The sequence below is a fragment of the Parapedobacter defluvii genome (assembly GCF_014642075.1).
Classification (GTDB): domain Bacteria; phylum Bacteroidota; class Bacteroidia; order Sphingobacteriales; family Sphingobacteriaceae; genus Parapedobacter; species Parapedobacter defluvii.
Map to the genome: position 1 here is coordinate 1 of NZ_BMIK01000001.1, position 20960 is coordinate 20960.

Below are 20960 nucleotides of genomic sequence, written 5' to 3' on the forward strand. Positions count from 1 at the left end.
TAAGCGATATTGTGGAAAACGCCGGAATAACAAACTTGCAGAAACAAAAAGGCTGCCTCAAGAAATTACTTTTGAGACAGCCTTTTTTGTTTGTCGGTTGTTGTTGAAATTTAATTGTAATGCTGGCTAATGTGAGAATGTGTTTTTGTTTACAAAAATATACTAATGGGATGTGAGATACTATCCCTGTCTCTGGGGGCGCACGTTCCATTAGCGGAATATTTAATTTCAAAATTCTATATTTGCTTTTGTTTACATTTTTAATTCGTATGAAAGAAGATTCGCTTTCTGATAAGGTATATACTGAAATCCGAGGAAAGATTTTGTCAAACCAATTGGCGCCGGGAAGCAGGCTTAAAGAAGATGTTTGGGCAAAAAAGATGGAGGTGAGCCGCGTGGCTGTGCGGGAGGCACTAAACCGCTTGTTAGGTGAGGCGATGTTGGAGAAGGGTGAACGTGGAGGATATTTTGTCAAGTCTATGAATATGGACGATATCCGAGAAATCCGGGAACTCAGGGAGGTGCTTGAGCTCGGTGCCTTGCAGATGGCGTGTGAAAAGCTGGAAGAAAATGATATTCGGGAATTAGAAAAGATTTGCAACGATTTCACTAATATGGTGAAAAGTGGTTATTTCGGCGGTGCCTGCGAGGCTGACGTCAAGTTTCATGAAACCTTGATAAATACGGCACGAAATCAGAAGCTCAAAGTCATTTATATTTCCAGCAACATACCGTTATTTCATTTCAAACTCGGGCGTTCCAGCAGTCACATGGATGATTACGAGCAGACCGATAAAGAACATCGGGAAATTTTGGCAGCACTAAGGCGCAGGGATTTTGAGAGTGCCAAAGCCGTTTTGGTAGCGCACCTGCGCAGAGGCGAGCTTGAATCGTTGGACGTTGGATAGCGTGTTCACGCTATCTGGTTTTATATAACAGTACAGGGCCTTTGTGGCTGTTCTCATGAGGTTTCCCCGCCTTTTTGCGCGGGGTGGCCGCTTTTGTGTTGACCTCAACTAAATAAAAAAATCAAATATTTTTGTTTGTATATAAAAATTGTTCATTTTTGTATACAAAATAATCCGATTATGAAAAGAAAAACCTACTTTGTTATTTATCACCGATTGTTGGTGATGTGTTGTTGCTTACTCATTCCATGGGTGCTATCTGCCCAGGAATCTAGGGAAGTAACCGGTTTAATTACCGATTCGTTACAGATGCCTATGCAGGGAGTAACTATTAGTGTTAAATCGCGTTCGACCCTTGCGACCAGTTCCGATGTAAATGGCCGGTTTATCCTCTCGGCACCCAAAGATGCGATACTTGTATTTTCATTGATTGGATATCGGACGGTTGAACACCCGGCGCAGCATGCCGATCCATTGTCAATTGTCATGTATCCAGATGTTTCAATGCTGGAAGATGTGGTTGTTGTCGCTTATGGAACACAGAAAAAAAAGGAAGTGGTCGGTTCGGTCACTAGCATCAACCCTTCTGAATTGAAAGTACCCTCCAGTAATTTAACCACAGCGTTGGCTGGCAGGCTCGCAGGTGTTATTGCTTATCAGCGCAGCGGCGAACCCGGCCAGGATAATGCGAATTTCTTTATCCGCGGAGTTACGACTTTCGGCTATAAAAAGGATCCGTTAATCCTGATAGATGGTGTGGAGTTATCGACAACGGAATTGGCGCGCCTGCAGCCTGACGACATTGCCAGTTTTTCCATCATGAAAGATGCGACGGCAACTGCTTTATATGGTGCTCGCGGGGCGAATGGTGTGATCCTAGTTACGACGAAAGAAGGAAAAGTGGAGAATGCCAAATTCAGCTTCCGTTATGAAAATTCGTTTTCCGCGCCGACGAAAAATGTGGAGCTGGTAGACCCCGTTACGTATATGCGAATGGAAAACGAGGCGGTAACCACGAGAAATCCCTTGGAGATAACGCCTTATTTGGAGAGCAAGATCGACAATACCGAGGCAGGCATGGACCCACTGGCGTTTCCGACCACGGATTGGCGGAGGGAACTGTTTAAGGATTACGCCCACAACCAGCGGATGAATTTCAGTCTTACCGGTGGAGGGGCTGTTGCACAATACTATTTGGCTGGCACATATAATCAAGATAACGGTGTGTTGAAAGTCGATGGAAGGAATAATTTTAATAATAACATCAGGTTGAATAGTTATGCCTTGCGGTCGAACGTAAGTATCAATGTGACGAAGACTACTGAGGTAGGTGTCAGGTTATATGGGACGTTTGACGACTATACCGGACCGATTTATGGTGGTGCCGAGATGTACAGGATGGTCATGCGGGCAAACCCGGTTCTCTTTCCGGCCTATTACCCCACTACCGAAAGCTATAAATATGTGCAGCACATTATGTTCGGAGGGTCTCTCCAAGGGAATTCCTTAAATCCATATGCCGAAATGGTCAAGGGTTACAAGGACTATTCCAAGTCGTTAATGTTGGCGCAATTGGAAATGAAACAGAATTTGGCTTTTGTGACGGAAGGGTTGACTTTTAGGGGGATGCTGAATACGAATAGGGAATCCTATTTCGATGTGACCAGGGCATACGCTCCTTTTTACTACGGCTTAGCTGGTTTCGATCGCCAATCCAATGTTTATACGTTAGAGGCCATCAATCCCAATTCAGGAACAGAGTACTTAGGGTATGAAGAGGGGCCGAAAATCGTCCGCACGAACTTATATGCCGAGCTTGCCCTGAATTATAACCGTACGTTTGGTGACAAACATGGTCTCAGCGGCCTCCTCGTCTACAATATGCGTAATTTTCTAGAGGGCAATGCGTCTTCGCTACTTAAGTCGCTGCCCTATCGCAATATGGGCCTTTCCGGTAGAGCAACATACGCATACGATGACCGGTATTTTGCAGAGTTTAACTTCGGTTACAACGGTTCCGAACGCTTTTATGTGGATAATCGCTTTGGATTTTTCCCTTCGGCAGGTGTGGCTTGGTCGGTGTCCAATGAAAAGTTTTGGGGAGGGATGTCGGATGTCGTGCCGCGGTTAAAGCTGCGTGCAACCTACGGATTGGTAGGGAATGATGCGATCGGAAGTGCGGAGGATCGTTTTTTCTATCTCTCTACTGTGGATATGAACAACGCGACGAGGGGTGCTACGTTCGGAACAAATTTCAACTATACACAAAGCGGGGTACTGGTTTCCCGGTACGACAACCGATTGATTACTTGGGAAACCGCAACCAAAGCCAATTTCGGTTTGGAGTTTTCACTTTGGAATAAAGTTGATGTGCAAGCAGATTACTTTACTGAATATAGGAAAAATATCCTGATGGACAGGGCGTCCATCCCCGTAACGATGGGTCTTTCTGCCCCGGTACGGGCCAATGTGGGGGAGGCTTCCGGAAAGGGGGTTGATTTCTCCGTCGATTTCAACCATACGTTTTCAAACGGGTTTTGGCTCGTCAGCCGTGGGAATTTTACGTATGCGACAAGTCGCTTCGAAGTCGTGGAAGAGCCTGAATATAACGAACCCAACTTGTCAAAGCGGGGGTATTCGCTTTCGCAGCAGTGGGGCTACATCGCCGAGCGGCTGTTTATCGATGCGGCGGATGTAGCGAATTCACCAACCCAGAATTTCGGGATATATGAAGCCGGTGATATCAAGTACAGGGATGTAAATGGCGATGGTATCATCTCTACGTTGGATCAGGTACCCATCGGGTACCCCACGGACCCCGAAATTATCTATGGTTTCGGCTTTTCCGCAGGGTTTAAAGGATTGGATTTCTCCTGTTTTCTACAAGGCTCTGCGTATTCTTCTTTCTGGATCAATCAGAACGGGTCTACCTCGCCGTTTGTTAACAACAACCAGGTGCTGAAAGCGTATGCGGATAGTTATTGGTCGGAAGAAAACCGGAATATCTATGCGGTATTGCCCCGGCTTTCAAAAACATTGAATGGAAACAACAACCAATTGAGTACCTGGTTTATGCGCGATGGGAGTTTTCTTCGGCTTAAATCCGTGGAACTTGGCTATACACTTCCCGAAGTCTTGTCTAAGAAGATTTATTTAAATAACCTGAGGGTATACCTTTCAGGCACCAACTTGGCCAATTGGAGCAAATTTAAGCTGTGGGACGTAGAAATGGGAAGCGAAGGGTTGGGGTATCCTTTACAGCAAGTATATAACCTGGGCGTGCAAGTTGGATTTTAGAAGAACTTGAATTATGAAACCTGCATAAATAAAAGGACATGAACTAAGCGAAGCGATCTCTTGAACGCTGCTGAAACATACAAGATGTGAAAAATAATTTATGCAAGCTTCATCACCGATAAAGAACAAATCAATCAGATGAAAAGTATAAAAACCTTAATCGTTATCCCGTTGTTTCTGGTGTCGTCGTGCACCTACCTGGATGTGGTGCCGGATAATGTGGCAACGGTAGATAATGCGTTTACCATGCGGAACACCGCTGAGAAGTACCTGTTCACCTGTTACTCTTACTTACCTAAAACGGGAAATCATATCTATGACCCAGCAGTGCTGGGAGCAGATGAAATGTGGTCGATCCGGGAAAACTGGGCGTCGCTGTCGGTTGTCCGCGGATTCCAGAACGTCGTAAATCCCTTTTTTGACTATTGGGTTGGCTATGAGGGCGGGATTCCGTTGTTCCACGGTATACGAGATTGTAATATCTTTCTTGCCAATATCCATAAGGTACAGGAATTGACGGAATTGGAACGAAGGCGATGGATCGCGGAGGCGAAATTTCTAAAAGCCTACTACCACTATTTTCTGCTCCGTATGTATGGCCCCATACCGATCGTCCGGGAAAGCCTACCGATTTCTGCGGGCATAGAGGAAGTAAAAGTGTACCGGGAACCCATAGAAGAGTGCATGGCCTATATCCTGCAATTGCTGGATGAAGCAGTAGTGGATTTGCCCGAGCGGATTGAGGCTGAAGAAACAGAATTGGGCCGGATAACCCAGGTAATTTGTTTAGCGGTCAAAGCCCAAGCGCTGACCCTGAATGCCAGTCCGTTGTTTAACGGAAATCCGGATTATGCATCTTTTACCGATAATCGGGGGGTACAGCTATTTACGGCGACCTATGATCATGAAAAATGGTTGTTGGCTGCCGAAGCGCTCAAAAAGGCTATCGACTTGGCGCATAGCGTAGGCAATAAATTATATTATTACAGCGAAAATGATCCGAATGGGGCGATGGTTTCGGAACGCACCAACCTAACAATGAATATTCGGGGTGCAGTAACAGCCAAGTGGAATCCCGAAATGATCTGGGCAAACCCCAATGATTTGGTCACCAGCCAGCAGGCTGAAGCCCAGGCCCGGCTTGACGGCAATACGCCCGGTCTAGCCAGTACCAGCGGCATACTGGCACCGACCCTGCGGATGGCAGAATTTTTTTACTCAAAAAACGGGGTGCCTATCGAAGAAGATAAATCCTGGCGTTACGACGACCGATATGCATTACGGAGGGCAACTGCCGAAGACATCCACTACATCCAGGAAGGATATGAAACCGTGGAGTTGCATTTTGACCGGGAGCCCCGGTTTTATGGAAGTCTTGCCTTTGATGGTGCGATTTGGTATGGGCAGGGCCGGAAATCAGAGACGAACAACTGGTATGTACAGGCTAAACTTGGGCAGTATTCGGGAGGAAAGCCCTCAAACGGGTATTCCTCCACGGGTTACTGGCCAAAAAAGCTAGTAAACGCAGACAATGTATACTCGGCAACGAATAATTATACCATCGTTCCTTATCCGTCGCCGATTATCCGGCTCGCGGATTTATACCTGATGTACGCGGAGGTGCTTAACGAATATTACGGCCCCACGGAAGAGGCTTATCACTACATCGACTTGGTCCGGGCCCGGGCGGGTCTGGGGGCGGTGGCGGAATCGTGGCGGTTGCATTCATCCGAACCCGAAAAACCGAGCACCCAAGAAGGGCTGCGTGAGATCATCCATCAGGAAAGGGGAATAGAGCTGGCGTTTGAAGGCGTCCGGTTTTGGGATGTACGCCGATGGAAGAAGGCTATTCAGGAATTCAACCAACAGGTCAAAGGGTGGAACCTGCTTCAGGAAACAGCCGAGGAATATTACATCCCGACCGTATTGCATTCCCGTCAATATCAATTGAAAAATTACTTCTGGCCCATCCGGGAACACGATCTTATTGTAAATAAAAATCTGGTGCAGAATCCCGGATGGTAGCTCGACAAAAAAATAAACAGATGAAACGCTTCAAACAACTCATATATTTAAGTATCGGCCTTTCTTCGCTACTGGCTTGCAAGGAAGAGGTGCCGACTGCACTTACGGATGATGGTAATGCCCCCGGTAAAGTGTCTAATGTGACCGTCGAAAATCGGAACGGTGGTGCCAAGCTGACCTATTCGTTGCCCAACGATGCCAACCTACTTTATGTCAAGGCCGTGTATGAATATCCAGCGGGAAATGTCAAAGAGGTGCGGGCATCGGCCTATGTGGATAGTTTGGTTATTGAGGGGATTGGCGATACCAAAGAACTGGATATTTCGTTGTTTTCCGTTAGCCGTTCCGAAAAGGTTTCGGAATCGGTTCAAGTTACCATCGTACCGATGACGCCGCCCGTCCAATTGGTCGCCACGTCATTAGAAGTAGGTTCGGAATTCGGTGGGATTTCCATTCATTTTCTCAACGAGCGGCGTCAAGATATCATCATCGAAATTTTGAAGAAAGTCGCCAATGACTGGACGAATCTCGATGCTTATTATACGAATAGTAAGGAAGGCTTGTTCACGATTAGGGGACAGGAGGCAACATCCACGGAGTTCGGCTTGTACGTCCGGGATAAATGGAAGAATAAGTCGGATACGCTTGTGGTCGAATTGACTCCCTTATATGAGGTGCAATTGCCATCGCCTACACCGGTCACGATCCTGCCAAATGATTATAACCAACACTATGCAGGACTAAACTATACCTATATGTTCGATGAAATTGTATCCGAAGGGAATTACATGGGAACTTTGTTGACGGAAAACTCCAATCTACCCCTGTCTTTCACACTTGATTTCGGAAGCCCCGTGAAATTTAGTCGCTTCCGGTATTGGATGCGCCAAGGCGATGCCCATATTTATAATTATGCAACTCCCGAAACATGGGAAGTGTGGGGATCGAATGAGTTGACGGCCGATTGGGATAATTGGACAAAGATTATGGATTGCAGAGCTGTCAAACCGTCTGGACCTGGCACACCGTTGACGACCGAGGACCGGGAATTGGCCGCCCGGGGTCTTGATTTCCCTTTCCCGGCAGGAACCGAACCTTATCGGTATATCCGATGGAAAACAACAAAAACTTTTGGTGCATTGAATGCGGTGCAAATTTCGGAACTGGCTTTTTATGGAGGTAGTAATGAAGAATAAAAAAATTACAGGTATCCTCACTGGAACAAAGCGGGGCCTGGCGATGCTAGTTATAGTAACTGTATATGGACTATCGTCCTGTAAGAAGATGGATGCCACATATCGGGATTATGTAAAAGGAGGAGAAATCGTCTATGTCAGCAAAGCAGATTCCGTCAAAATCTATCCGGGAAACAACCGGATGTTGCTGACATGGTGGAAAGGAACCGATCCCAAAGTATCGTTGGCCCGCGTTTTTGGTGAGGATGGACAGTTGCTCAAAGAACAGCAGGTTGGAAAAGGAGTCATTGGACAATGGCAGGAAGTCTTATTGGAGGATATGCCGGAGGGCACCTATTCGCTGGACGTGGTCACCGTGGATGATAACGGTAATACCTCAATCAAGGTGACGGTGCCCGGTATCTCCTATGGACCGAGATATGAAGCTTCGTTACAGACGCGGCGACTTGAACAGGCGGTGTATCTAAATGGAAATGCCTATGTCAACTGGCGCGGACCAACCCCCGATGCGATTGCAACGGAAATTGTCTATGAGGATATAGATGGCCGGGAAATCACCGTGCGAACACCCGCCGGTGAAAACCAGACAGCGCTTGAGAAGTTTAAGAGCAGGACGCGATTTAAATACCGGACGTTATTTAAGCCAGCCAGCACGTCAATCGACACTTTTTATTCGGAGTATGTGGATGTCGAGCTGGAATACCTTTTGGATAAAGCTAAATTCAAACGATGGAATACAGCCGATTTTCCGTACACGGAATACGAAATGGGCAGTATATACAATATCGAACGGTTGTGGGACGAAGTATATACCGAATATGGGTACATTTACCTGGAAACCGAACCGTTACCGCGGAGCTTTACCTTCGATCTGGGGCAGCTTGCCCGTATTGAGCGTATCCGATTAAGCCCAAATTGGAGCTCGCAGTTATATAAAAATGGCAACATCAAGAAGGCCGAAATATGGGGGTCTGCGACGCCCGATGTGTCGGCTGACTTTTCGACCTGGACCTATTTGGGTACACTGGAGTCGTTCAAACCTTCCGGGCTCCCGTTGGGTGAATCCACGCCGGCAGACCTGGCGTACGCTCAGGCAGGTGAGAATTTCCAATTGGTGGATGATGCGCCTCCAATACGTTATATTCGTTTCGTTGTGCAAGAAACATGGTCGGGATCCATTTCCATGCATATTACCGAGCTCACATTTTGGGGCGATGTGATTGAACCCTGAAAAACCAATAAACTTTTAAATCAAAATAGTAGAAATATGAAAATGAACGACAAGATGGATGCAGTAAATCAGCCATCAGCATTTACTTCGGACAACGCACACTCGAGAAGACGCTTTTTGCAAGCTCTTGGTGTTGGGGCGGCCGCAATAGGGCTGCAACAGATCAGCTGCTCGGGAACCAAGCAGGTAGCACAAGCCAATACCGGAAGTGGAGTTATCGACCTCACTTCCATTCCGGGTTTTGAAAAGACAACCGCGGACCCGCGCGCTTCGGAAGGGTGGCAGTCGATTTCCGATCGTAAAATCAAAGTCGGACTGGTGGGACACGGTGTTTGTAAATTTGCCGTGCAATTCGGCTTTCAGGATCATCCGAATGTGGAAGTGGTGGCTGTGAGTGACCTTTTTCCGGACCGCCTTGCCGAAATGGCTAAAATCGCGCGTTGCGACCGGACCTACCCATCGCTGGAGGAAATGCTGAAAAAGGATAAAGACATCGAGGCGGTATTTTTAGCAACCGATGCTCCCAGCCATGCCCAGCATGCAATTATGGCACTAAATCGCGGCTTGCACGTAGCTTGTGCGGTACCGGCGGTATGGGGGTCATTGGAGGATGCTGATAAACTGTATGAAGCCTGGAAAAAAAGCGGGAAGAAATACATGATGTTTGAGACTTCCGCGTATCACGAAGATGTCCACGTCATGCGTGAATTGTATAAACGTGATTTTTTCGGAAAGATCGTCTATTCGGAGGGAGAGTATTATCATTATTTCGGTACTCCGCTGGATGGCTATCGGAATTGGCGGAACGGCTTGGTGCCTCAATGGTATCCAACACATTCCAATGGTTATTATGTCTGTGTGACCGGCCAGCGGTTTATGGAAGTTTCTTGTTTGGGGGTACCAAGTATCCTTGAGCAATTCCAACCGCAGAATAATGTGTACAAGAATCCGTTTGGAACCGAAATAGCCACATTCCGTACAAGCGAAAATGGAATTTCGAGGATGGCTGTAAGTTGGGATACCGCCGGTTTCGGGGCCGAAGCGGGCCGGATCAGGGGTGAAAAAGGATCCTATTACAACAATCAATTTCAGGGGCTGACGGATCAGGTGCCGGCCATCAAGCGTCCGCCACTTCCACCGGGCGTTGATGCCGGTGGTCACGGCGGAGCCCATGGTCACTTAACCAATGAGTTCGTCACGGCTGTTATTCAAGATCGGGCACCTTTGGTGGATTTGCCCATTGCGCTTAACCTGACGGTATCCGGAATCGTTGCGCACCAGTCTGCGTTGAAAGGTGGAGAATGGATGAAAATACCACAATATCGATAATTAGTGCAAGTTACCAAACGGTGGATCATTTCAATTAATAGGGTCCAGTCAACGGATCCAAAGGGAGCATACTATGATAAATAATTGGCCGAAATCGGCAGAAACAACGAAGAATAACGAAAAATGGATTCCCGGGGGGGTGGTGTCACTGAACCGGAAAGCAGAGCCTAACATCTGCTTTGCGAAAGGATTAGGAAGCCGGGTATGGGACATTGAAGGGCGGGAATACATTGACTACCAAGCGGGATTTGCTGCTGCTTTCCTTGGGCACAACGACCCGGATGTCAACGCAGCTGTAGCGGATTCAATCCGGGAAAATTTAGTGTTGATGGGAGCCGGTCCAACGAACCTTGAAGGAGAGTTTGCAAAGTTGTTCTGCGCGAGCGTCCCAACGGTCGAGAAAATACAGATTACAACAACTGGATCTGAGGCTACCTACCATGCTATCCGGATTGCACGCGCAGCAACGGGAAAGACGCATGTCATCATTATGCAAGGCGGGTATAATGGCTGGCATAACGATGTTGCAGGCAACGTGATCAGCAATTTGGAGGATGTAGGGGAACGGGTGTCGCCGGGAGAGTATCCCTTCGATCCGCTTTCGGCGGGAATTCCCGCGGAACACCGTTCGCTGATCCATGTGGTCAACTACAACGACTTGGAATCCGTCAACTACATCGTTAAGCGTTTCCCGGTAGCATGTATTCTTTTGGAACCTGTTCTCCAAAACATTGGCATTGTAAAGCCATTGCCCGGATACCTGGAAGGCTTGCGGGAGTTGGCGGATGAACAGGGCTTCCTGTTGATATTCGACGAGGTGAAAACTGGTTTCCGCCATGCATTGGGAGGATACCAAAGCATTTGCAAGGTAACACCGGATTTAAGTACTTTTGGAAAAGCCGTTGCCAACGGTTATCCATTCGGGGTCATTGGGGGCAAGGCCAAATACATGGATTATTTTGTGCATCCGTCCCGGGATAAACGGGTGCTGATAGCGGGAACATTTAATGCGCATCCCATGACCACCGTTGCGGCCATTGCTACACTACGCAAACTTTCTTCTCCAACGTTTGGCGTGTATGAACATGTAAACAAACTTGGGCGTATGTTGGAAACGGGGTTGAATGACATTTTCTCGGATTTTGACAAGCCGTTTTACGTGGCTCGGCAGGGGTCTGCATTCTGTGTGTATTTCATGGATCACGCCCCGGTAGATTACCATGACTTGGCATCAAATCATGACTTCGCCTTCGACAGATCCTACCGCATGCAGCTCATCGAAGCAGGTATCTTCAATTTTCCGCTTCCGATAAAGCAAGGCAGTATCTCGTATGCGCATTCGGTATCCGACATTGAAGAAACACTCGAGAAGACCAAGAAGGTAGTAGGTAAATTAATCGAAAAACAAAAGGTAGCGACAACAATTTAGGTACGAGCGAACCGATGAAAATCACGTCTATAGAAACGCATGTCTGCAATGCACGGATGCGCAATTGGATATTTGTAAAGGTGGTAACGGACCAGCCGGGGCTGTGGGGATGGGGAGAGGCAACGCTTGAATGGCATACCCGTGCCGTGGTTGGTGCGGTTGAAGACATTTCCCAGCTTCTTGTCGGGGAGGATCCCCGCCGCATCGAGCACCTGTGGCAGATGATGTACCGTCAGCATTTTTGGCACGGCAACGGTGTGGTGCGTGGCACGGCCATCAGCGGGATCGACATCGCCCTATGGGATATCCTTGGGAAGATTCACGGCGTACCCTGCCACGAGCTTTGGGGCGGGCGGGTACGGGACTACATCCGGCTATACTGCCATTTGGGTGGGGGTAGAATGGAAGACTTCTACCAAACCAGACCCGATGATGCCAAACGTTTCGGCGAACTGGCCCTGCAGGCGGTTGAAGAAGGATTCACAGCGTTCAAGTCGATGGCTGTCCCCGAAACGATGCCGCTGGAAGGGCTTGTTCCGATCCGGTATGCCGAGGCGTGTGTCAGATCCATGCGCGAGGCAGTAGGCGATAACATTGATATTATGGTGGATTGCCACGCACGGCCCAGCCCGCTTATGGGGATGCAATTTGCGAAAGCATTGGAACCCTATGGCCTGTATTTTTTCGAGGAACCTTGTTGGCCGGAGACGATGGATGACCTGGCGCTGATTCAGCGGGCAGTTGCCACTCCGATTGCCAGTGGCGAGCGGTTGATCACCGTGCATGCCTTCCGTGAATTGCTTGAAAAACGCGCCGTTAGTGTGATCCAGCCGGATATTACGCATTGCGGAGGATTGAGCGAAGTCCGGAAGATTGCGGCAATGGCGGAGGCCTATCGGGTGGCGGTTGCCCCACATAACCCGCAGGGCCCGGTCAGTACAGCCGCGTCCATTGAGTTCGGTTTCGCCACTCCGATGTATAGCATTTGTGAAAGTGTGCATCAAGATGTCCCTTGGCGGGAAGATGTAGTGAGTGAAGGTTTCTCGGTCGAGCGGAAAGGCCGTATTGTACGCCCGAGTACCCGGCCCGGATTAGGTATTGAAATCGATGAAAATGAAATCAAAAAACATCCGTTCGAACAGGAAGTGCTGCAGCGGACGTTTTATAAAGACGGCAGTGTAGGCGATTGGTAAACACAATACATCGATGAACAAAAACTTAAAATACCAAACCGCAGCCATTACCGGTGGTTTGGGAGACATTGGCAAAGCTATTTGCCTGGCGTTTGCACGGAATGGCACCTCCATTGCCTTGTGCGATATCCGACCGTCCGAAGAGGCGGCTGCCTTCCTTTCGTTATTGGGCGATAGTTGCGGGGTCGAATGCACGTACCACCAGGTGGATGTAGCCGATCCGAACCAGGTGAAAAGTTGGCTGGGAGTTGTTTCAGGCCAATTGGGGATCCCAAACGTGGTTGTTGCCAATGCCGCGCGGGTTACGCTTGCGCCTGCGCTGGAAATTACGCCGGAACAATGGAATCAGGAAATCAACGTGAATTTGAACGGTGCTTTTTACATGATCCAGGAAGCGGCACGCCTCATGGTTAATGGGGGCATTCCCGGCCACATGGTACTCATCGGCAGTTGGGCTGCACATCAGGTGCACCTGGACATGCCCGCTTACAGCGTAGCCAAGGCGGCTTTGCGCATGCTCTGTAAATGCATGGCGTTGGAATTGGCTCCAAAGGGGATTTTGGTTAACGAAGTTGCCCCCGGTTATGTACAGGCTGGCCTGAGTGGAAAGATCTGGAAGGAACGGCCGGATTTGTGCGAACAGGCTGCTGCCAGGGTGCCTACCGGGAATTTCATCAGCCCCGAAGCGGTAGCTGAAGAAGTGCTGCACCTGTGCCGTCCGGAAAACAGGAACATCACCGGATCGACGTTGCTGATGGATGGGGGATTGTCATTATCTTAAAATCGTACATGGGAACACGCTACGGAAACGAAACCGCGAATACAGCTTTTTTTGGATTAATCGGGGTTTCACGGCGGGAAATCAATCCGCCATTGGGTATCTATGCGCGCAACTGGGGCGCAGGTTCAACCGATATTTCCGTTGGTTTTCACCGGCCGTTGACGCTTACCTGCTTGACCTTCCAGACGTATGCCGGAGAGCAGCCGCTGGTACTGATCGGGGCCGATTTGGGTTGGTGGAAAAGCGCGGCGGACGAACTGAAATTGCGGAAAGGCATTCTCGATTCACTGGGGCTGGAGGAATCCCGGTTGATGTTTTGCCTATCCCATACCCATGCAGGCCCCAGTTTGTCTACTGCCGATGCGGACAAACCGGGTGGTGAGTGGGTTGAACCTTATCTTGGCCAGTTGAAGGAAAAGGCGGTCGATGCCGTTCTGGAAGCACTTAACGCGGCTGCTTTGTCGACGTTGGAATGGCGATACGGAACCTGTGACCTGGCGACGAATCGTGACTTGCCAATTGAACAGGAACGACGCGTAGTGGTCGGTTTTAATCCAACGGCGGAAGCAGACGATACGCTGCTCATCGGGCGGGTCACGGATGCCGATGGAAATGTGACGGCTACCCTGGTGAACTATGCATGCCATCCCACGACACTGGCGTGGGACAATCGGCTCCTGTCCCCGGATTACGTGGGCGCCATGCGCGAATTGGTTGAAAGCCGCACCGGTGGTTTGGTGCTGTTCCTGCAGGGTGCTTCCGGCGAGTTGGCACCGGCGGAGCAATACGTAGGTGACACCGAAGTAGCGGACGCACACGGACGTCGGCTGGGTTACGCCGTACTTGCAACGTTAGAAGGCATGGGAAACAAAGAAACCATATTGAACTACAGCCACGTGGTGGAGTCGGGTGCGTCATTGGCCGTATGGAACCGGCGGAAGATGGCCCCTTCGGCGCAGATAGCAGCCGTACGATCGCAGGTAGCTATGCGGTTGAAAGATATGCCCACTTTATCTGAAATCGAAGCTCAGTGGTTGGCCTGTACAGATCTGGTACTGAAAGAACGATTGTGGCGGAAGAAAGAGATCCGGAAAACGGTGGGTGAAGGGGATACTTCCGCCATGCCCCTGTGGGTGTGGCGTATCGGGAATGCCTGTTTGGTGGGGCAGCCCAATGAGGCGTATTCCGGTTATCAGCAATCGGTACGTGCCGCATGTGCTCCGGTGCCAGTCTCGGTGATCAATATTGTCAATGGCTATGCGGGTTACCTTCCTCCCGAAGACCGGTATGGTGACGACATGTATGCCGTTTGGCAAACTCCTTTTGCTGCCGGCGCGCTGGAGCAACTGGAGAAACAGACCATCGATCTATTGAAGCAGATTTTAAGTTAACTTTTTGACCCAATGGTTTCTAATTTTACAACACTTGATATGTTAATATTTGCGGTCTACTTGCTGGGGATCGTAGGCCTTGGTGTGTTTGCCTCTCGCAAAGGCAAGGATACCAATCGAGATTATTTTTTGGCGGGCGATAAGCTTCCCTGGTGGATGGTGGGAGGGAGTATTATTGCTGCAAATATCAGCAGCCACCAACTTGTGGGTGTAATGGGGGTGGCATATGACCGTGGGTTTGTGGCAATGGTGGTGGAGTGGGGCGCTATTCTGATTGGTTTTAATGCGTTGTTATGGATTTTTCTTCCTTTTTATTTGCGCAATGGCTTTTACACTATGCCAGAATTTTTGCAGCGGCGATTTGGGGCGACATCGAAGACCATTTATGCACTGTTGGTATTGCTTACCTATATTTTTGTCGAGATCAGTGCCGTACTTTATCTCGGTGCGCTTTCGCTTCATGCATTGCTGGGCATCCCAATGTCTACAAGTGTAATCGCTCTTGCAGTGGCTACGGGAGTCTATACCGTTTTGGGAGGCCTTAGGGCTGTTATCTGGACGGAAATGGTGCAACTGGGCGTATTGATTCTGGGTATGATTGCGCTTTCTTTTACAACCATTGACGCTGCGGGCGGGTTTTCGGCGGTGCTCGAAACTACAAAAGATTGGAAATTGATGATGCCAGCAGACGATCCGGATTTTCCGTGGACAATGTACTTGGGAGGGTTGTTATGTATCAGTGTGTTCTATAACGCGACGAATCAATTCATCGTGCAACGGACGCTGGCGGCAAAAAACGAATGGCATGCGCGGATGGGCGTGATTTTCGGTGATTATCTCAAATTTCTATTGCCGTTTTTAATTATTTTTCCTGCATTGGTAGCTCCTAAGTTGTTTCCCGATCTGGAGAAACCAGATTTGCTTTTCGCGATGTTGGTAGAACACTTGCTTCCCACGGGGCTGGTTGGGCTTGTGATGGCGGGGTTGATTGCGGCGGTCATGTCACATCTGTCCGGGGCAATCAATTCATGTACCACGATCTTGACGATGGATGTTTATTTGCCTTATATCCGCCCGAAAGCAACCGAAAAAGATTCCGTTCAATTTGGGAGGTTGTCTGGGATGGTGGTAATTGTATTGGGGATTGTATGCACGGGTTTATTGGCATTATATTCTGAGAAGCCGATATTTATCTATTTGATGAATGCATATGGCTATTTTACACCGGGTATTGCCACAATGTTTTTATTGGGGATTTTGTGGAAACGGACAACGCATGCCGGTGCGATTTCTGCAGGGTTGCTTACCGTTCCGCTTTCGCTTGCACTCGAATTTGCCTTTCCCGAAATGTCGTTTTTCAATCGTACAGGTATCGTGTTTTGGAGCTGTATGGCCGTTTGTGCACTAATCAGTTTCGTGACGAAACCGAAAACGGATGCGGAGTTGACTGGCCTTATTTGGAACAAAAGCAGTTTATCGCTACGCCCCGAGGAACGGGTCCAGCAACGGGGGCTACGAAATCCGTTTATCTGGTGGGCGCTGATTACGGTGGTTGTGTTATTCTTTTATGTCAAATTTGCTTAATACGATAAGGAACAGATGCAGGTTAACGATCAGATACGTATCGGGGTAGTGGGAGGGGGATTCGGTACCAGCTTTTATTTTCACCTTCACCCTCACAGTAAGGTAGAAGCCGTGGCGGCAATGTTACCCGAAGAGCGGGTTAGGCTACAGTCGACTTATGCGTGTTCAAAAGTCTATGGGTCACTGACCGAGCTGCTTAAAGATCCGTGCGTAGATGCGGTTGCGCTATTTACTCCCGCGCCGCTGCATGCACAGCATTCCGTGGAAGCACTTCATGCAGGAAAACACGTAATGTGTGCGGTCCCAGTGGGATTGAGTGTCGAAGAGTGCGCGATGGTAAAAGAAGCGGTCCGGCAAACTGGACTTACCTACATGATGGCCGAAACAAGTGTCTACCGGCAGGACACAATCTCTGCCAAACAGTTTTTCCGCGATGGTTTATTCGGTGAGCTGATGGCAGCGGAAGCAACCTACCACCATCCGGGATTGGAAGACTATTTTTTTGATGCGATGGGAAAACCTACCTGGAGACATGGGCTGCCACCGATGCTATACGGTACCCACTGCACTTCCTTTTTGATTGGGGTTACCGGTGAGCGCTTGGCATCCGTAAACTGCATCGGTTGGGGGGATGATAGCGCGCTGTTGAAAGGGAATCGGTATAACAACCCTTTCTGGAATGAAACGGCCTTGTTCAAGAGCGAACGGGGAATTGCGTTTCGCGTAAATATCAGTTGGAAAGGTGCGTTGCTTCCAACGGAGCGATGCGAATGGCATGGAGAAAAAATGAGCTTTTACAGTAAAGACCCCCGGGGTGTGGACGCTTTGGTGGTGAAGAGAACCCGGGCCATAGGGGCCGATGATGCAGGATTCCTTACCCATGAGCCATCCGTTGAATCTTACCGGCAACCGCTGTGGTGGCAAACTGAACTGTTACCTGAATCCCTTCGGATAGATAGCGGGCACTACGGATCCCATACGTTTATCACCCACGAATTTGTGAACGCTTTGATTCAGGGACGTGAGCCTGAGGTGGGAATCGAAGAAGCCATTGCTTATACCCTGCCGGGCATTGTAGCCCATGACTCAGCGTTGAGGGGTGGAGAGAGTTTAGCAGTTCCTACTTTTGACCAATTATAACCATGGGGCATGGGAAATCTCGAAAACAAATGGCAAATAGCCGTTCCGGTTGCCTGTACGCTCGGCGAAGGCCCCATTTGGGAATCGCATTTGAATCGACTGCTTTGGGTGGATATTTTAGAGGGGGTGATCCATGAATGGTATCCGGATTCAGGCATTCACCGGGCAAACCAATTTCCGTTTAAGATAGGAGCCATCGTATTTAACGCCGACGGCGCGATAATCGCCGCAACGGACCAGGGCTTTGTCTGGATCGACTTGGATACAAAAAAGACGGAAGTGATTGCCAACCCCGAGGCAGACCTCCCGGACAATCGCTTCAATGACGGAAAGTGCGACGTTATGGGAAGATTTTGGGCGGGTACGATGGATGGCATAAACGGCCAACCTGGAGCAGGCAAACTGTACATGTTAGATCACGACGGCAGCGTTGATGTAAAAATCGATCCGGTTAGCTGCTCAAATGGATTGGCGTGGAATCATGACAACAGCGTATTTTATTACATTGACACACCATCCCGACAAGTTGTTGCGTTCGATTTTGAGGCGGAAAACGGTGGGATTACCAACAGCAGGACAGCCATCCAGATTCCTGAAACCGAAGGCTTGCCCGACGGCATGGCTATTGACAAAGAGGGAATGCTTTGGACCGCATTGTGGGGAGGAGGTAAGGTGGCCAGGTGGAATCCCCAAACGGGAGAGAAAATAGGGGAAATCCCACTTCCCGTCACCCAGGTAACCTCCTGTGCTTTTGGTGGGAAAGACCTGAACGACCTGTACATCACGTCGGCCAAGGTCAATTTGGATGCTGACAGCTTAGCAAATCAACCGTATGCCGGTTGTTTGTTTGTCGTCAAAGAATTATTTATCAGCGGATATGAGCCGCATCGCTTTTTAGCAAAAAGAAAGGCCAATCGATCGCATTAGACCCACGCGATAACGCTGAACAGGCGGACGTATTTGATGTGGCCCTCTTGTTCATTGCCGTTCCGATCGAAGCTGTTGTACAAACGCCAGCGTTACCATAGCCGTCTACTCAGTCCTTATGGCTTTAATCGGGTTCTCCCGCGCTGCACGGAGAGACTTACCACATACGGTAATGGCGGCAATGACGAATGCGGCAAAACCGGCTAAGGCAAATACCCACCATTCGATCGCCGTTCGGTACACGTAGTTTTCGAGCCACCTGTTCATCATCCACCAACCCAGTGGGAAAGCTACTAAAAAGGATATACCTACCAGCTTGAGGAAATCTTTTGATATCAATAAAATGATATTACTTACACTTGCTCCGAGTGTTTTCCGGATGCCGATTTCTTTCACTTTCGTTTCGGCCGTGTAAGTGACCAGCCCGAACAAACCGAGGCAGGAAAGTAGGATGGCCACACCGGCAAAGAGGTTGAACAATTTTCCGGCACGGATATCACTTTTGTACAGCGCATCAAAAGACTCGTCTAGAAATTGGTAATCGAATTCATAGTCTGCGTTGTGTTGTTTCCAAAGTTTCTCCACCGCTGCAAGCGCCTGTGTGGCTTGGGATCCCGTTGTCTTTACGTACATCGTATTCCATGACCAATCGGGATCCATAAACAAGATACAGGGCTCAATAGCCGTTTTCATATCCTTGAAATGGAAGTCTTTAAGGACACCAGCGATAATCCCCGGGTTATCATGGAAGGTAACGGGCTTACCGACCGGGTTGTCCAGGCCAATAATCTTAACCGCTGTTTCGTTCAGTAAGTAATGGTTACTATCCGCTGCTGTTCCCGTAAAACCTTTTCCTGCTACAAGTTCCATATTCATCACTTCCGGAAACGCGCGGTCTACGGACAGCTGGTTGATCATGAACGAGTTCATGTTTGCCGGTTTTCCCTCCCATTCCAGGTCGCCTGTAGAGCTCTGCACGTTTAATATACGTTGAGTGGATGCAGTTACACCCAGTATGCCGGGCTGCTGCTCCAGTTGTTGCTTGATGCCGTCGAAGTTTTTTTGGAAATTGTGACTTTCAAACGTAAGAATATTTTCTTTGGAATAGCCTAGATTCATGCTTCTGATGTACGCTAACTGCCTGCTGATAATGAGGGTAGCTACAATTAGGACGATCGAGCAGGTGAATTGAACGACGACCAACGCCTTTCGAAACCCGCTGTTCTTTCCAAGTCCCGGTATAATGCCTTTAAGTGCGAGTGCTGGATTGAAAGAAGACAGTATCAGCGCAGGATATACGCCTGCCAATATCAAGACAGCCAACAAAGACAAACCGAATATGGTCCACACGTTGCGATCCAATAAACTGAAAACCATTTCCTTTCCGGAGAGGCTGTTATACATCGGCATCAATGCATACAGTGATCCGATGGCAACGAGCATGGAAATGATAAATACCACAAAAGATTCAGCGATAAATTGCCAGAACAGATGCCCTTTATTGGCACCCACTACTTTGCGAACACTCACTTCTTTGCCTCTTCGGGTGGCGCGTGCAGTAACGAGGTTAACATAGTTAATACATGCAATAAGAAGAATCACAATGGCGACCAACGCGAAGATTTTAACTTGTTTCATTCCCTGCTCGTCACCATCAGCCGTATATAGATGATACGTGGTAAGCGGTTGCATCAGGTAGTTGAGATCTTTCCAGAAATCCGAAGGCTGGTTTTTCCGATGGATGTCAGCCAGTTGTTTGCCCACAGCGGCCGCGTCGGCATTGGCTTTGAGCAGAAAATAGGTTTGGTAATTGAGGTTACCCCAATCGGCATTCAGTGGATTGTTGGGTCTGTTTTCCGCCAGTACATCGAAAGGCATCATCAATGAAAATTGCAAACTGGAGTTTTTGGGCATGTCTTCCATGACACCCGTCACTTTGTAAGCATTACCCTCTTTTACCTGTAAAATTTTACCCATCGCGGGTTCTTTGCCAAAATATTTCTCGGCAGCGGTTTTGCTTAGAACGATCGACCGGTTATCGGGAAATGGTTGTGCTGGATTCCCTTCCAATAGGGTAAAGTCGAACAGTTTGAAGAAATTCTGATCAACGTACACACTGGCTTCCGTAAATTTTTTATCCTGATATTCCAGCAGGATGCTGTTGTTGAAGGTAGATGTGCGGCAAGCTTCTTCGATGGCAGGAATTTCAGCTTTTCCGAAAATGGCCAAGGGGGCGCTGGTGACAGGCCATAGCTGATCTTTGCTTTTCCCAATGGCGGCCGCCGCCACGTAAATACGGTCAGCTTTGCTGTGCATGCGATCGTAGCTTAGTTCGTCCGAAACCCATAACAACAATAATACAGAGGCTGCAAGGCTGATTGCGAGGCCAGCAATGTTGATAATCGCATATGATTTACTCTTGACAAGTGTGCGGAAGGCGGTTTTGATGTAGTTTTTTAACATCTTTTCAGTGTTTGGTGATCTATATTCGGTAATCAGGGGCTAAACGTTTACTATTTGTTGATCAAT

Annotated in this window: 14 protein-coding genes; 13 read left to right on the forward strand and 1 reads right to left on the reverse strand. The window is 48.6% G+C overall.

All coding sequences use genetic code 11. The annotated features are described in order from the left end of the window. Positions 1-269 precede the first annotated feature (269 nt). The 13 genes from IEX60_RS00005 to IEX60_RS00065 all read left to right on the forward strand — a co-directional run bounded on the left by IEX60_RS00005 (position 270) and on the right by IEX60_RS00065 (position 18431). Positions 270-908 carry a GntR family transcriptional regulator gene (locus tag IEX60_RS00005; protein ID WP_188746109.1) on the forward strand — a complete coding sequence of 213 codons (639 nt, stop codon included), beginning with the start codon at positions 270-272 and terminating at the stop codon, positions 906-908. Positions 909-1088: 180 nt separating this feature from the next. Further along, the gene (locus IEX60_RS00010; protein WP_188746112.1) at positions 1089-4205 is read left to right on the forward strand and encodes a SusC/RagA family TonB-linked outer membrane protein; all 3117 of its coding nucleotides are present in this window, start codon (positions 1089-1091) and stop codon (positions 4203-4205) included. A gap of 138 nt (positions 4206-4343) precedes the next feature. Then, a complete protein-coding gene (locus IEX60_RS00015) occupies positions 4344-6230 on the forward strand; it encodes a RagB/SusD family nutrient uptake outer membrane protein (protein ID WP_188746114.1) in 1887 nt (628 codons plus the stop codon). A 20-nt stretch (positions 6231-6250) separates the two neighbouring features. Beyond that, positions 6251-7426, forward strand: a complete 1176-nt coding sequence (locus tag IEX60_RS00020) for a DUF5000 domain-containing lipoprotein (RefSeq protein WP_188746116.1) — start codon at positions 6251-6253, stop codon at positions 7424-7426. Continuing rightward, positions 7416-8657, forward strand: a complete 1242-nt coding sequence (locus tag IEX60_RS00025; protein ID WP_188746118.1) for a DUF4998 domain-containing protein — start codon at positions 7416-7418, stop codon at positions 8655-8657. The genes IEX60_RS00020 and IEX60_RS00025 overlap by 11 nt, the downstream gene beginning before the upstream one ends. A 36-nt stretch (positions 8658-8693) precedes the next feature. After that, entirely contained in the window at positions 8694-9986 is a 1293-nt protein-coding gene (locus IEX60_RS00030) for a Gfo/Idh/MocA family protein (RefSeq protein ID WP_188746120.1), read from the forward strand. Between the two features lie 73 nt (positions 9987-10059). Continuing rightward, positions 10060-11415, forward strand: a complete 1356-nt coding sequence (locus tag IEX60_RS00035; RefSeq protein WP_188746122.1) for an aspartate aminotransferase family protein — start codon at positions 10060-10062, stop codon at positions 11413-11415. A 14-nt stretch (positions 11416-11429) separates the two neighbouring features. Then, positions 11430-12608 carry a galactonate dehydratase gene (gene dgoD, locus IEX60_RS00040; protein WP_188746124.1) on the forward strand — a complete coding sequence of 393 codons (1179 nt, stop codon included), beginning with the start codon at positions 11430-11432 and terminating at the stop codon, positions 12606-12608. A gap of 13 nt (positions 12609-12621) precedes the next feature. Continuing rightward, positions 12622-13389 (forward strand): SDR family NAD(P)-dependent oxidoreductase, encoded by a 768-nt coding sequence (locus tag IEX60_RS00045; protein ID WP_188746126.1) that lies wholly within the window; start codon positions 12622-12624, stop codon positions 13387-13389. 8 nt (positions 13390-13397) lie between these two features. After that, positions 13398-14780 carry a hypothetical protein gene (locus IEX60_RS00050; RefSeq protein WP_188746128.1) on the forward strand — a complete coding sequence of 461 codons (1383 nt, stop codon included), beginning with the start codon at positions 13398-13400 and terminating at the stop codon, positions 14778-14780. A 39-nt stretch (positions 14781-14819) separates the two neighbouring features. After that, positions 14820-16364: an SLC5 family protein gene (locus IEX60_RS00055; protein ID WP_229717324.1), complete on the forward strand. Its 1545-nt coding sequence runs from the start codon at positions 14820-14822 to the stop codon at positions 16362-16364. A 15-nt stretch (positions 16365-16379) separates the two neighbouring features. Next, complete coding sequence (locus IEX60_RS00060) at positions 16380-17504, forward strand: Gfo/Idh/MocA family protein (RefSeq protein ID WP_188746131.1); 1125 nt, start codon at positions 16380-16382, stop codon at positions 17502-17504. Between the two features lie 9 nt (positions 17505-17513). Next, entirely contained in the window at positions 17514-18431 is a 918-nt protein-coding gene (locus IEX60_RS00065) for an SMP-30/gluconolactonase/LRE family protein (protein ID WP_188746133.1), read from the forward strand. Positions 18432-18536: 105 nt separating this feature from the next. Here the strand turns inward: IEX60_RS00065 and IEX60_RS00070 are convergent, their stop codons facing one another. After that, a complete protein-coding gene (locus tag IEX60_RS00070; protein WP_188746135.1) occupies positions 18537-20894 on the reverse strand; it encodes an ABC transporter permease in 2358 nt (785 codons plus the stop codon). Positions 20895-20960: the final 66 nt, after the last annotated feature.

Excerpts from the sequence above, each read along its gene's own strand:
- IEX60_RS00005 (WP_188746109.1), top strand. The coding sequence starts at position 270 with ATGAAAGAAGATTCGCTTTCTGATAAGGTATATACTGAAATCCGAGGA.
- IEX60_RS00050 (WP_188746128.1), top strand. The coding sequence starts at position 13,398 with ATGGGAACACGCTACGGAAACGAAACCGCGAATACAGCTTTTTTTGGA.
- IEX60_RS00035 (WP_188746122.1), top strand. The coding sequence starts at position 10,060 with ATGATAAATAATTGGCCGAAATCGGCAGAAACAACGAAGAATAACGAA.
- IEX60_RS00030 (WP_188746120.1), top strand. The coding sequence starts at position 8,694 with ATGAAAATGAACGACAAGATGGATGCAGTAAATCAGCCATCAGCATTT.
- IEX60_RS00045 (WP_188746126.1), top strand. The coding sequence starts at position 12,622 with ATGAACAAAAACTTAAAATACCAAACCGCAGCCATTACCGGTGGTTTG.
- IEX60_RS00020 (WP_188746116.1), top strand. The coding sequence starts at position 6,251 with ATGAAACGCTTCAAACAACTCATATATTTAAGTATCGGCCTTTCTTCG.
- IEX60_RS00015 (WP_188746114.1), top strand. The coding sequence starts at position 4,344 with ATGAAAAGTATAAAAACCTTAATCGTTATCCCGTTGTTTCTGGTGTCG.
- IEX60_RS00010 (WP_188746112.1), top strand. The coding sequence starts at position 1,089 with ATGAAAAGAAAAACCTACTTTGTTATTTATCACCGATTGTTGGTGATG.
- IEX60_RS00070 (WP_188746135.1), bottom strand. The coding sequence starts at position 20,894 with ATGTTAAAAAACTACATCAAAACCGCCTTCCGCACACTTGTCAAGAGT.
- IEX60_RS00060 (WP_188746131.1), top strand. The coding sequence starts at position 16,380 with ATGCAGGTTAACGATCAGATACGTATCGGGGTAGTGGGAGGGGGATTC.
- IEX60_RS00025 (WP_188746118.1), top strand. The coding sequence starts at position 7,416 with ATGAAGAATAAAAAAATTACAGGTATCCTCACTGGAACAAAGCGGGGC.
- IEX60_RS00055 (WP_229717324.1), top strand. The coding sequence starts at position 14,820 with ATGTTAATATTTGCGGTCTACTTGCTGGGGATCGTAGGCCTTGGTGTG.
- IEX60_RS00065 (WP_188746133.1), top strand. The coding sequence starts at position 17,514 with ATGGGAAATCTCGAAAACAAATGGCAAATAGCCGTTCCGGTTGCCTGT.
- dgoD (WP_188746124.1), top strand. The coding sequence starts at position 11,430 with ATGAAAATCACGTCTATAGAAACGCATGTCTGCAATGCACGGATGCGC.